Origin of the sequence: Streptomyces sp. NPDC058335 (genome assembly GCF_042723915.1) — a bacterium.
Classification (GTDB): Bacteria; Actinomycetota; Actinomycetes; order Streptomycetales; family Streptomycetaceae; genus Streptomyces.
Genome location: NZ_JBHXHX010000013.1, coordinates 264,867 through 277,900 on the forward strand (window position 1 = coordinate 264,867; position 13,034 = coordinate 277,900).

Genomic DNA, 13,034 nt, shown 5'->3' on the forward strand with positions numbered 1-13,034 from the left:
CTGCCCCGCGCGAGGGCGTCCCGAGAGGGCCGTCATACAGTGATCGGGTGAACGGCGAATGGCTCGTACGTGGCCGCGACGGGCGGCTCTGTGTCTACCTGACGTCGGACGACGCGGTCCTGTGCCGCGCGGAGCACACCCCGGGCGGCGCCTGGGACCCGCCCCGCACGGTGGGCGGCGACCAGAAGGTGCATCCGGTCCTGGCGGTCGGCCGGGGAGCCGACGACTACGCCCATCTGGTCTCCTGGCGGCCCACCGTGCCGGGCCAGGCGGGCCTGGTGCACTCCACCCACTTCCGGCCCCTGCTCGCCGCCCTCGACTGGGCCCCGGTCGGCCACCCGGACACGAAGGGCGACCGCACCGGCGCCCCCGCCGTCGCCGTGGACGCCCAGGGGCGGGCGCACGTCTTCGTGGCCCGCGCCGGCAGCGGGCTCGGCATGGTCGCGCAGAAGGAGAAGGGCGGCTGGGACCCGTGGCGCGACCTCGAGGGGCCGGACATCCAGGGAACGCCCGTCGCGCTCGCGGGGGAGTCCGGGCGCGTCGAGGCGTACGCGGCCGTCCCCGGCGGGCTTCAGCACTGGCGGCAGGAGCGGCCGGGCACCCCGCCGGTCCTCGGGGAGTCGCTGGAGACGCCGGTCCGCCCCGGCACCCTGCGCGCCCTGGCCACCTCGCCGGAGCACACCACGCTCTACTACACCGACGACTCGGGCGACCTGTGGGCCTGGCGCCCCGGCGGCAAGCCCGTCGCCCTGCTCGCCGCGGCCGGCCCCGGCCCGGTGGCCGCCGTACGCTGCGAACTCGACGGCCACGACTGCACGTTGCTCGCCCAGCGTTCCTCCAGCGGCCGGGTCGCCTTCGCGGCGTACCCCACCGAGGAGGAGCGTGCCGGCGCCTGGTGGACCGAGTCCGGACCCCGACTGCCCGCCGACGCCGAGGTGTCGCTCGCCCGGGACCACGAGGACCGGGTGGTCGCGGTGAGCCTGTCCCCGTCGACCGGCCGGCTCCTCGTCACCCGCCGCAAGGACGAACCGGGGCTGGCGCTGACGGCGTGGCGGGAGGTCTGACCCGGCAACGGCCCACGCGACGAAGAGAAGAGGGCCCCCGCCGACGGCGGAGGCCCTCTCCTTACGCGTGCGTGTCCGCGTACGTGTCCGTGCTACGCCGGAATCGACGCCACGCCGGGAGCCAGGAACTTCTTGCCGTTCACCCGCTCCGACACACCCTCGCGGTCCAGGTACGGCGTGATGCCGCCCAGGTGGAAGGGCCAGCCGGCACCGGTGATCAGGCAGAGGTCGATGTCCTGCGCCTCGGCGACGACGCCCTCGTCGAGCATGAGCCCGATCTCCTGCGCCACCGCGTCCAGGACGCGCGCCCGCACCTGCTCCTCGGTGAGGACGGTGTCGCCCTGCTTGAGCAGCGCGGCGACCTCCGGGTCCAGCTCGGGCTTGCCGCTGTCGTAGACGTAGAAACCGCGCTTGCCGGCTTCCACGACCGCCTTGAGGTTCGGGGAGACCGTGAAACGGTCCGGGAACGCCCGGTTGAGCGTTTCCGAAACGTGCAGGCCGATGGCCGGGCCGACCAGCTCGAGGAGGACCAGCGGGGACATCGGCAGGCCGAGCGGTTCCACCGCCTTCTCCGCGACCTCGACCGGGGTGCCCTCGTCGATGACGTTCTGCACCTCGCCCATGAAACGCGTCAGAATGCGGTTCACGACGAACGCCGGAGCGTCCTTCACCAGGACCGCGGTCTTCTTCAGCTTCCTGGCGACGGCGAAGGCGGTGGCCAGCGACGCGTCGTCGGTCGCCTCGCCCCGCACGATCTCCAGCAGCGGCAGGATCGCGACCGGGTTGAAGAAGTGGAAGCCCACGACCCGCTCGGGGTTCTTCAGCTTCGACGCCATCTCGGTGACCGAGAGGGACGAGGTGTTGGTGGCGAGGATCGCGTGCGCCGGGGCGACCGCCTCGACCTCCGCGAACACCTGCTGCTTGACGCCGATCTCCTCGAAAACGGCTTCGATGATGAAGTCCGCGTCGGAGAAACCCTCGGCCTTGTCCAGCACACCGGTCACCAGGGCCTTGAGGCGGTTTGCCTTGTCCTGGTTGATACGGCCCTTGCCGAGCAGCTTGTCGATCTCGGCCTGGACGTAGCCCACACCCTTGTCGACGCGCTCCTGGTCGATGTCGGTCAGCACGACCGGCACCTCCAGGCGGCGCAGGAACAGCAGGGCGAGCTGCGAGGCCATCAGGCCCGCGCCCACCACGCCGACCTTGGTGACCGGGCGGGCCAGGTTCTTGTCCGGGGCACCGGCGGGGCGCTTGCCGCGCTTCTGCACCAGGTTGAACGCGTAGATGCCGGCGCGGAGTTCGCCACCCATGATCAGGTCGGCGAGGGCCTTGTCCTCGGCGTCGTAGCCCTGCTGGAGGTCGCCGTTCTTGGCGGCGGCGATGATGTCGAGGGCGCGGTAGGCGGCCGGGGCCGCACCGTGCACCTTGCTGTCCGCGATGAAGCGGCCCTTGGCGACGGCCTGGTCCCAGGCCTCGCCGCGGTCGATCACCGGACGGTCGACGACGATCTCGCCCTTGAGGACGGACGCCGTCCAGATCAGCGACTGCTCCAGGAAGTCCGCGCCCTCGAACAGGGCGTCGGCGATGCCCAGTTCGTGTACCTGCGCGCCCTTGAGCTGCTTGTTCTGGTTGAGCGAGTTCTCGATGATCACCTGGACGGCACGGTCGGCGCCGATCAGGTTCGGCAGCAGGGTGCAGCCGCCCCAGCCGGGGACCAGACCGAGGAAGACCTCGGGGAGCGAGAAGGCGGGCAGGGCCGCGGACACCGTGCGGTAGGTGCAGTGCAGACCGACCTCGACGCCGCCGCCCATGGCCGCGCCGTTGTAGTACGCGAAGGTCGGCACGGCCAGGCCCGAGAGGCGCTTGAAGACCTCGTGGCCGCCCTTGCCGATGGCGAGCGCGTGCTCGTGCTCCTTCAGCAGCTCGACGCCCTTGAGGTCGGCGCCGACCGCGAAGATGAACGGCTTGCCGGTGACGCCGACACCGACGATCTCGCCGGCCGCGGCCTCCTTCTCGACCTGGTCGACGGCGGTGTTCAGGTTGGCCAGCGACTGCGGACCGAAGGTGGTCGGCTTGGTGTGGTCCAGGCCGTTGTCGAGGGTGATCAGGGCGAAGCGCCCGGCACCCAGCGGCAGGTCGAAATGGCGTACGTGCGCCGATGTGACGACCTCGTCCGGGAACAGCTCGGCCGCACCCTTCAGCAGCTCAGCGGTGGTGCTCACTTGTCCCCCTCGAAGTGCGGGTTCTCCCAGATGACCGTCGCGCCCATGCCGAAGCCGACGCACATGGTGGTCAGGCCGTAGCGGACGTGCGGCTGCTCCTCGAACTGGCGGGCCAGCTGCGTCATCAGACGGACGCCCGAGGAGGCCAGCGGGTGGCCGAAGGCGATGGCGCCGCCGTACTGGTTGACGCGCTCGTCGTCGTCGGCGATGCCGTAGTGGTCCAGGAAGGCCAGGACCTGGACGGCGAAGGCCTCGTTGATCTCGAAGAGACCGATGTCGGAAATGGACAGACCCGCCTGCGCGAGGGCCTTCTCCGTGGCCGGGATCGGGCCGTAGCCCATGACCTCCGGCTCGACGCCCGCGAAGGAGTAGGCGACCAGGCGCATCTTGACCGGCAGGCCGTTCTCGCGCGCGAAGTCCTCGGAAGCGATGAGGGAAGCGGTTGCGCCGTCGTTAAGACCGGCCGCGTTGCCGGCGGTGACCCGGCCGTGCACGCGGAACGGGGTCTTGAGCCCGGAAAGGTTTTCCAGGGTCGTTCCCGGACGCATCGGCTCGTCGGCGGTGACCAGGCCCCAGCCCGTCTCACCGGCCTCGGGGCTCGTGCGCCGCACGGAGACCGGCACCAGGTCGGCCTGGATTTTGCCGTTGGCGTAGGCCTTGGCGGCCTTCTCCTGCGAGCGCACCGCGTACTCGTCGGCGCGCAGCTTGGTGATCTGCGGGTAACGGTCGTGCAGGTTCTCCGCGGTCATACCCATGAAGAGGGCGGACTCGTCGACCAGCTTCTCGCTGACGAACCGCGGGTTCGGATCGACGCCCTCGCCCATCGGGTGGCGGCCCATGTGCTCGACACCGCCGGCGATGGCGACGTCGTACGCGCCGAACGCGACGGAGCCGGCGACCGTGGTGACGGCGGTCAGGGCGCCCGCGCACATGCGGTCGATGGAGTAACCGGGCACGGAGGTCGGCAGACCGGCCAGGATGCCGGCGGTGCGGCCGATGGTCAGGCCCTGGTCGCCGATCTGCGTGGTCGCGGCGATGGCGACCTCGTCGACCTTCTTCGGGTCGAGACCGGGGTTGCGGCGCAGCAGCTCCCGGATCGCCTTCACGACGAGGTCGTCGGCACGGGTCTCGTGGTAGATGCCCTTCGGGCCCGCCTTGCCGAACGGGGTACGGACGCCGTCTACGAAGACGACGTCCCTGACGGTACGAGGCACGATGGCTCTCCTCCAGGTGCGGGATGGCACTGCTGCTTGCGCAAGCGCTGAGCGCGCGCTCAGAACCCATGCTACTTGTGGGTAACGTAGCTGCACAGCCCTACCCGGTGGAGCGGCGAATGTCACACCTCCGGTGGAGCCGTCGACGCCCGGGGCGTCAGCACCGGCGTGGGCACCTGGTGCGTCCCCGGGCCGTCTCCGGTGATCAGCCCGAACAGCGTACGCGCCGCCTCCGCGCCGAATCCGTGCACGTCATGGCTCATCGCGGAGAGCGTCGGATGGGTCAGCCGGCACAGCTGGGAGTCGTCCCATGCCAGCAGGGACACGTCCCGCGGCACGCTCAGCCCCATCTCTGCCGCCACCGAAAGGCCGGCGACGGCCATGATGTCGTTGTCGTAAACGATTGCCGTCGGCCGGTCCGGCGGGGCGGCGGTCAGCATGGACCGGGTCGCACGGGCGCCCGCCTCCCCGGAGTAGTCGGTCGCCACCTGCCGTGCCCCGGCCAGCCCGAGAATCCGGGCCGCCTCGTCGAACGCGGCCGTCCGTATCGTGGTGTGCCCGAGCGCCGCCGCGCCCCCGACCCGCGCGATACGGCGATGCCCCAGCGCGGCGAGATACCGCACCGCCTCCTTCACCGCCGTCGCGTCGTCGGTCCACACGGAGACGAGGGAGCCGGTCAGCGAGGGATGCCCGACGGCCACCACCGGCATCCCGAGCCGCTCCACGGCGGGCACCCGGGGGTCGTCGGCCCGGAAGTCCACCAGGATCGCCCCGCCGGTCTGCCGCCCCCGCCACCACGCCTCCTGGAGCCCGACCTCCTCGTCCACCGTGCGCACCAGCCGCAGCAGCAGGGAACAGGAATGCTCGGTGAGAACGCTTTCGACGCCGGAGACGAACTCCATGTAGAACGGCTCCAGGCCCAGCATCCGGGCCGGCCGGCAGATCGCGAGCCCCACCACGTCCACCCGCGAGCTGGACAGCGACCGTGCGGTCAGGTTCGGTTCCCAGCCCAGTTCCCGCGCCGCCGCGAAGATGCGGTCCCGGGTCGCCTCCGACAGTCCCGGCTTGTGGTTGAAGGCGAGCGAGACGGCACCCTTGGACACACCGGCGCGCGCGGCGACGTCCTTGATGGTGACGCGGGGAGCGGGAAACGCTGTCATCGAGCGGGCTCCTGGCAGTACAGCGCACGGCGGGCGGTGTCGGCATCGGGAGTCTCCCAGCCCGTGATTCCGATGGTCACCCGTTCCCCGGGAAGCAGGGTGACGAGGCCCCGGTCGACGCGCGCCCGCGCGTCCAGCCGGTCGGCCTGGAGCAGCAGGTCCCGTACCAGGGTGTGCGCCCGTACCTCGATCCCGCCCGGTACGAGGCTCACCGTGAACGCGGGGGAGGGGTAGGGGACTTCGCGGTCCGGTACCGGAAAATGCAGGGCCCGCAGCCCTCCCCCGCTCTCGGCTTCGCCCGAGCGGGGGTACTCCCACGCGTCCGCCACGAGAAAATCCTTCGGCCCCGTGGGCTCCAGCTCCGCCGGCACCCGCACTGCGGCCACCGCCCGCGTGTCGGCTGCGAGATCCAGGGTCGCCGTGCTGAGCACCTCGCCCTCGACGGACATCCGCCGCAGCACGAGCGGGCCCGTCCACGGCTCCCGCGACTGGTTGACGGCCGCCAGCACCAGCCCTCCCTCCCGCTGTTGGAGGGTGAGCAGCCGGTCCGCGTACAGCCGCCGCAACTCGTGGTAGAGCGGTTTCTCCCGACCGTCCCCGTCGATCGCCGACCAGGAGGTCACCGGCCAGCAGTCGTTGAGCTGCCAGACGACCGTGCCCGCGCACACCGGCCAGTGCGAGCGCCAGTGCTCGATCCCGGCGGCCACGGCACGGGCCTGGTTGACCTGTGTCAGGTAGTGCCACCGGTCGAAATCCCCGTCGGGGAAGGCGAAATGGCGCTTCAGCCCGCGCCGCAGCTTGCCGTTGCCGTCCTCCGCCTTCTGGTGGTGCAGCACGCCGGGGGAGTCCGGCGCGAGATCCTCACCGGGCAACGCGCGCCGCAGCGTGGCGTACGCGGGCGGCGCCTGCCAGCCGAACTCGGCCACGAAACGCGGCACATCACGCCGGTAGCCGGCGTAGTCCTCCCGGTTCCACACCTCCCACGAATGGTGCGTCCCGTGCGCCGGATCGTTCGGGTGCCGCCGCCACGACCCCGACCAGGGACTGCCCGCCGTGTACGGCCGCGTCGGATCCGCCTCGGCCACCACCCGCGGCAGTACGCCCAGGTAGTACCCCTCTCCCCAGGAGTCGCCGCCGAGCCGCTCCTCCCACCCCCAGTCGCGGAAACCCCACAGGTTCTCGTTGTTCCCGTTCCACAGCACCAGCGACGGATGCGGCATCAGCCGCACGACGTTCTCGCGGGCCTCCGCCTCCACCTCGCCGCGCAGCGGCTGCTCCTCGGGGTAGGCCGCGCAGGCGAACGGGAAGTCCTGCCACACCAGCAGGCCCAGCTCGTCGCAGGCGTCGTAGAAGTCCTCGCTCTCGTAGATTCCGCCGCCCCACACCCGCACCAGGTCCACTCCCGCGCCGGCCGCCTGCCCCAGCCGCTCCCGGTAACGCTCGCGGGTGATCCGGGACGGAAACACATCGTCGGGGATCCAGTTCACGCCCCGCACGAAGACCGGCTCGCCGTTGACAAGAATCGTGAAAGCGGTTCCGTGGACGTCGGACGAGGTGTCCAACTCGACGCTCCGGAAACCGACGCGCCGCCGCCAGACGTCGAGCGGGGCACTGCCGTGATGAAGCGTCAGTTCGACGTCGTACAGCGGTTGCCCGCCGTATCCCCGCGGCCACCACAGTTCGGGATCCGGCACCTCCAGCCGGACCACCGCGTCCGTCCCCTGTACGGCGGCCCGCGTGCGCTGTCCGCCCACCGTGGCCTCCAGGGTGAGCTCCGCCTCCACCCTGGTGCGCTCCACGTCCACGCGCAACTCGACGACACCGACGCCCTGTTCGACGGTCACCAGTGGGCGCACCCGGGCGATCCGGGCCGTCGACCAGCGCTCCAGGCGCACCGGCCGCCAGATTCCGGCCGTGACCAGGGTCGGCCCCCAGTCCCAGCCGAAGGAGCAGGCCATCTTGCGGATGTACTGGTACGGCTCGGCGTAGGCGGAGGGCCGCTCGCCGAGCCGCCCGCGCACCGCCTCCGCCTCGGCGTACGCGGAACGGAACCGGACGGTCAGCGGCCCGCTCAGCCCGGTCACGTCGAAGCGGTACGAGCGGTGCATGTTCCGTACCCGTCCCAGGAGTCGGTCGCCGGCCAGCACCTCGGCGGCCGTGTCGAGGCCGTCGAAGACCAGGTCCGTCTGCTCGTGCCCGGACGCCGGCTCCGGCAACCGCGCCTCATAGGTCCAGGCGCGCCGCCCGACCCAGTCGACCTCGGTCTCGTTGCGGCCGAGGAAGGGGTCCGGGATCACCCCGGACGCGAGCAGGTCGGTGTGCACACAGCCCGGCACCACGGCCGGGAGCGACTCCTCCCCGTGCCGCAGGGTCCAGCCGTCGGTGAGCGGTGTGGCCTCCAGCATGCGCACTCCCTAAACCGGTCGATCCGGAGATTGGGGAACATCTCTCCACCCTTGGCCGGATGGGGACTTTACCGGTTGAGAAAGCGCTGTCAGAGTGCCGAATCAGCCAACCCGTACGGGCGCCACCGACCCTTACGTACCCGACCGGCCCGTACGCGTTCCACCACCCCGCACGTGCTCGTCCGTCCCGTGAACGGAGTTGACGCACATGAACCGCCGTACAGTCCTCGCCCTGGTCGCCGGAGCCGCCCTGCTGCTCCCCGGCTGCACCGGTACCGGAGGCGCCTCGAAGGGCGCCGACGCCAAGGCGCCCGACGACCCGTCGAAAGTGAGCGGAGACATCACCGTTCTCACCGTCCGCACCGACCTCGTGCAGGACGGCACGATGAAGAAGTACGCCGCCGAGTTCAACAAGATCTACCCGAAGGTGAAGGTCGAGTTCCAGGCACTCACCAACTACGAGGCAGAGATCAAGATCCGGATGAACACGGAGGACTACGGCGACGTCCTCCTGATCCCGGCGGTGATCAAGAAGAACGACTACCCGAAGTTCTTCGCCTCCCTGGGCACCGAGGCCGAGCGTGCCGGGAAGTACCGCTTCACGGACTTCACCACCGTCGACGGCAAGGTCTACGGCCAGAGCCCGGTCGGCGTGATGCCCGGCTTCGTCTACAACAAGCGGGTGTGGCAGGAGGCCGGTATCACCGAATGGCCCACCACCACGGCCGAGTTCCTCGCCGGACTGAAGGCCGTCAAGCAGAAGACGGACGCGGTTCCCTACTACACCAACTTCGCCGCCCAGTGGCCCCTGACCTCGTGGACGTACGTCAACGGCTCGGTCGGCTGCGACCCGAGGGCCACCACGAAACTGGCCCAGGGCGACCCGTGGGCTCAGGGCTCTGACCTGCGCGTCGGCGACAAGCTGCTCTACGACATCGTGCGCCAGGGGCTGGCCGAGAAGGACCCGACCACCACCAACTGGGAGTTGTCCAAGCCCCAGTTGGCGAAGGGCGAGATCGCCACCCAGTGGCTCGGCACCTGGGCGATCATCCAGTTCCAGGACGCCGCGAAGAAGGCCGGCGTGAACCCCGAAGACATCGGTTTCATGCCGTTCCCGGCCCAGTCCGACGGCACGTTCTGCGCCACCGTCGGCCCCGACTACAACCAGGCCGTCAACGTCCACTCCCCGCACAAGGAGGCGGCCCGTGCCTGGATCGACTGGTTCACCGACAAGTCGGGCTACGACCGGGACAACCTGGCCATCTCCCCGCTCAAGGACGCCTCGATGCCCCAGGTGCTGAAGCCGTACGAGGACGCGGGCGTGAAGCTGATCGAGCTGGACGACTCGGCGGGCGCCGAGGTCAAACGGATCGACGACGAGTCCGAGGTCGGCATCTACAAGCCCGAGTACCGGCAGGACCTGGTCGACCTGGCGCGCGGCGCGAAGAAGGGCAGCCTGGACGACTTCCTCGCGGACCTCGGCAAGAAGTGGACAGAGACGCAGAAGAGCGTGACCGGCCGATGACGCACACCACCGAGAAGGCGTCCTCCGAGGCCGCGTCGCCGGCCTCGGAGGACACCGCCCGCCTGCCGGCTCCGCGCCGCGCCCGCACCTGGCGGGTGCTCACCCCGTGGCTGTTCCTGCTCGCGCCCCTCACCCTGCTGATCACCTTCACCTACGCGCCGATCGCCAACATGGTCGCGTACAGCTTCACCGACTGGGACGGTGTGAGCCCGGAGCTGCACTACACGGGCGCCGAGAACTACACGGAGATCTTCACCAGGGAGGACCTCTTCCAGGTGTTCTTCGTGAGCGGTTACTACCTGATCGCCTCGGTCATCCAGATCGTCGCCGCCCTCTACTTCGCGACGATCCTGAGTTTCCAGGTCCGTTTCCGCAACTTCTTCAAGGGCGTGCTCTTCTTCCCGTCCCTGGTCAACGGTGTCGCCATCGGTTTCGTCTTCCTCTACTTCTTCCAGGACGGCGGAACCTTCGACACGGTCCTCGGCCTCTTCGGCCACCACACCGACCATGCCTGGCTGGGCACGCCCTTCTCCGCGAACACCTCGCTCGCCGGCGTCTCGGTCTGGCGCTACCTGGGCATGAACTTCGTCCTGTTCCTCGGCGCGATCCAGTCGATCCCCGGGGAGCTGTACGAGGCGTCCGAGCTGGACGGCGCGAACCGCTGGCACCAGTTCCGGTACATCATCCTGCCCGGCATCAAGCCGGTGCTGACCCTCACCGTGATCCTGTCGATCTCCGGGTCCCTCGCGGCCTTCGAGATCCCGTACATCATGACCGGCGGGGCGACCGGCACCGAGACCTTCGTGATCCAGACCGTGAAACTGGCCTTCCAGTTCAACAAGACGGGGCTCGCCTCGGCGGCGGCCGTCGTGCTGCTGATGGTCATCCTGCTGGTGACCTGGGTCCAGCGCCGCCTCGTCCCCGACGACAGGGTGGACCTCGTATGACGCGCCGAGCCGTTGCCCGCACCCTCATGTATCTGTCGCTGGTCCTCGCGACGGTGGTCGTCCTGCTCCCGCTCGGGGTCGTCCTCCTGACGTCCCTGAAGACCGAGAACGAGACGGCGAACGACGGCGGGGCGCTCACCCCGCCGCACAACCCGCTCAACTTCGACAACTACGTGACGGCGTTCCAGGACGGCGGGATGCTCACGGCGTTCGGAAACACCGCCTTCATCCTGCTGATCTCCGTCGGCGGCACGGTCCTCATCGGCTCGATGACGGCGTACGCCATCGACCGGTTCACGTTCCGGTTCCGGAAACTGGTCGTCGCCCTGTTTCTGGTGGCCGCGCTGGTCCCCGGGGTGACCACCCAGGTGGCCACCTTCCAGATCGTCCACAGCTTCGGCCTCTTCGACACCCGCTGGGCGCCGATCGCCCTGTACATGGGCACCGACATCGTGTCGATCTACATTTTTCTGCAGTTCGTCCGCTCGATCCCGATCTCACTGGACGAGGCGGCCCGCCTGGACGGCGCCAACGCGTTCACCATCTACCGCAAGATCATTTTCCCGTTGCTGAAACCGGCGATCGCGACGGTCGTGATCGTGAAGGGGATCGCCGTCTACAACGACTTCTACATCCCTTTCCTCTACATGCCCTCTCAAGATCTTGGCGTGATCTCGACGTCGCTGTTCCGCTTCAAGGGCCCCTACGCGGCCCACTGGGAGACGATCTCGGCAGGAGCGGTCCTGGTCATCCTGCCGACACTGATCGTTTTCCTGGCGCTCCAGAAATACATCTACAACGGTTTCATGCGCGGAGCGACCAGATGAGTCCCTGAGCATGGAACGGCGCACGTAACCGCTTACCGCGGGGCCCGCAGCCGCCGTATGACAGCGATGTCTACGGCGGCCAGTCGGTCCCTACGCGTCGGCCTGCCGTGCGCCACTCTGCTGTACACCGGTGTCCGCCGCGCCAGTTGCCTTAGAACCGTTCTCCCGCGCACCGTTCGTCTCCGGCGCACCGTTCGAACCGGTCCCCTGCGGCGTACTCGTCCCCTGCGTCCCGTGCGTCCCCTCCATGCCCGGCGGGTTCGTCGCCTTCGCCGACAGGGCCGCCACCAGCACCGGCGTCACCTGCTCCACCTGCCAGGGGCGTGCGCCGAGGGCCGTGAGTGCCGATGTGATCGACTCCGTGTCGACCGGCTTGGGCGGCTCCCAGCAGACCCGCCGGACGCTGTCCGGAGCGATCAGGTTCTCCTGCGGCATGTTCAGTTCCTCGGCCACCGCCGAGACGGCCGACCTCGCGGCCGAGAGGCGAGCCGCGGCCTCGGGGTCCTTGTCCGCCCAGGCCCGCGGCGGGGGAGGCCCCACGACCGACTGCCCCGGCTGCGGCAGCTGCGACTCGCTCATCGCCCTGGCCCGGTCGACGGCCGCCTGCCACTGCTCGAGCTGGCGCCGGCTCATCCGGTTCCCGAAGCCGTTCAGCGCGGCCAGCGCGTGCGCGTTGGCGGGAAGGGCGAGCGCGGCCTCCACGATGGCCGCGTCCGACAGCACCTTGCCGGGTGAGACGTCCCGCCGCTGGGCGATCCGGTCCCGGGTCTGCCACAGCTCTCGCACCACGCCGAGCTGACGGCGCCGACGCACCTTGTGCATTCCGGACGTACGGCGCCAGGGGTCCTTGCGGGGTTCGGGTGGCGGCGCCGAGGCGATCGCGTCGAACTCCTGCCGGGCCCACTCCAGCTTGCCCTGCCGGTCCAGTTCCTTCTCCAGGGCGTCGCGCAGATCGACGAGGAGTTCGACGTCCAGGGCGGCGTAGCGCAGCCACGGCTCGGGCAGCGGGCGGGTGGACCAGTCGACGGCGGAGTGGCCCTTCTCCAGGACGAAACCGAGGACGCCCTCGACCATCGCGCCGAGGCCGACCCGCGGGAACCCGGCGAGCCGCCCGGCCAGCTCGGTGTCGAACAGTCTGGTGGGCACCATGCCTATTTCCCGCAGGCAGGGCAGGTCCTGGGTGGCAGCGTGCAGCACCCACTCCACGCTGGACAGCGCTTCGCCGAGCGCGGAGAGGTCGGGGCAGGCGACGGGGTCGATCAGTGCGGTGCCGGCGCCCTCCCGGCGCAGCTGCACCAGATAGGCGCGCTGGCCGTAGCGGTAGCCCGAGGCGCGTTCGGCGTCCACGGCGACGGGGCCGGAGCCGGCGGCGAAGGCGGCGATCATCTCGGCGAGCGCGGCGTCGTCGGCGATCACGGGCGGAATGCCCTCGCGAGGTTCGAGCAATGGTGTCGGCGCCCCGGCAGCAGTCGGTCCGTCGTCTTCCGGAGGGGCGCCTCCGGTGGTTCGCAGTGAGCTGGCTGCTGCGGTTTCTTGGGCGTCGGTCACCTGTCAAGGGTATCCGTGTGTGGGCGGCGCCCCGCGGCCGGGCCGTGCCGCGTCCCGGGGGGGGGTGTTAAAAAAAAACAACACACCCAACAAAAAAAAAAAGAAGGTAGAGAATAGAGAGG

At 69.8% G+C, this 13,034-nt stretch carries 9 protein-coding genes; 4 read left to right on the forward strand and 5 right to left on the reverse strand.

Going from position 1 to position 13,034, the window contains the following annotated elements:
- Window positions 1-47: 47 nt before the first annotated feature.
- The gene (locus tag ACFWJX_RS26030) at window positions 48-1,064 is read left to right on the forward strand and encodes a hypothetical protein (protein WP_383247693.1); all 1,017 of its coding nucleotides are present in this window, start codon (window positions 48-50) and stop codon (window positions 1,062-1,064) included.
- Window positions 1,065-1,156: 92 nt separating this feature from the next.
- Here ACFWJX_RS26030 and ACFWJX_RS26035 read toward each other — a convergent pair whose 3' ends face one another.
- From ACFWJX_RS26035 to ACFWJX_RS26050, 4 genes are all read right to left on the reverse strand, one after another.
- Window positions 1,157-3,286 (reverse strand): 3-hydroxyacyl-CoA dehydrogenase NAD-binding domain-containing protein, encoded by a 2,130-nt coding sequence (locus ACFWJX_RS26035; RefSeq protein WP_383247696.1) that lies wholly within the window; start codon window positions 3,284-3,286, stop codon window positions 1,157-1,159.
- The gene (locus ACFWJX_RS26040; protein ID WP_252547826.1) at window positions 3,283-4,500 is read right to left on the reverse strand and encodes an acetyl-CoA C-acyltransferase; all 1,218 of its coding nucleotides are present in this window, start codon (window positions 4,498-4,500) and stop codon (window positions 3,283-3,285) included. Before ACFWJX_RS26040 ends, ACFWJX_RS26035 begins: the two co-directional genes overlap by 4 nt.
- 122 nt (window positions 4,501-4,622) lie before the next feature.
- Window positions 4,623-5,660, reverse strand: a complete 1,038-nt coding sequence (locus tag ACFWJX_RS26045; protein ID WP_383247698.1) for a LacI family DNA-binding transcriptional regulator — start codon at window positions 5,658-5,660, stop codon at window positions 4,623-4,625.
- Window positions 5,657-8,065, reverse strand: a complete 2,409-nt coding sequence (locus ACFWJX_RS26050) for a glycoside hydrolase family 2 protein (protein WP_383247701.1) — start codon at window positions 8,063-8,065, stop codon at window positions 5,657-5,659. Before ACFWJX_RS26050 ends, ACFWJX_RS26045 begins: the two co-directional genes overlap by 4 nt.
- Window positions 8,066-8,273: 208 nt before the next feature.
- On the opposite strand from ACFWJX_RS26050, the gene ACFWJX_RS26055 reads away from it, so the two are divergent.
- From ACFWJX_RS26055 to ACFWJX_RS26065, 3 genes are read left to right on the forward strand one after another with little or no spacing between them, the layout of a single operon-like run.
- A complete protein-coding gene (locus tag ACFWJX_RS26055) occupies window positions 8,274-9,590 on the forward strand; it encodes an extracellular solute-binding protein (RefSeq protein WP_383247703.1) in 1,317 nt (438 codons plus the stop codon).
- The gene (locus ACFWJX_RS26060; protein WP_383247706.1) at window positions 9,587-10,537 is read left to right on the forward strand and encodes a carbohydrate ABC transporter permease; all 951 of its coding nucleotides are present in this window, start codon (window positions 9,587-9,589) and stop codon (window positions 10,535-10,537) included. The genes ACFWJX_RS26055 and ACFWJX_RS26060 overlap by 4 nt, the downstream gene beginning before the upstream one ends.
- Window positions 10,534-11,364, forward strand: a complete 831-nt coding sequence (locus ACFWJX_RS26065; protein WP_383247709.1) for a carbohydrate ABC transporter permease — start codon at window positions 10,534-10,536, stop codon at window positions 11,362-11,364. The genes ACFWJX_RS26060 and ACFWJX_RS26065 overlap by 4 nt, the downstream gene beginning before the upstream one ends.
- A gap of 90 nt (window positions 11,365-11,454) precedes the next feature.
- Here ACFWJX_RS26065 and ACFWJX_RS26070 read toward each other — a convergent pair whose 3' ends face one another.
- Window positions 11,455-12,912, reverse strand: a complete 1,458-nt coding sequence (locus ACFWJX_RS26070) for an HRDC domain-containing protein (RefSeq protein ID WP_383247712.1) — start codon at window positions 12,910-12,912, stop codon at window positions 11,455-11,457.
- Window positions 12,913-13,034 lie beyond the last annotated feature (122 nt).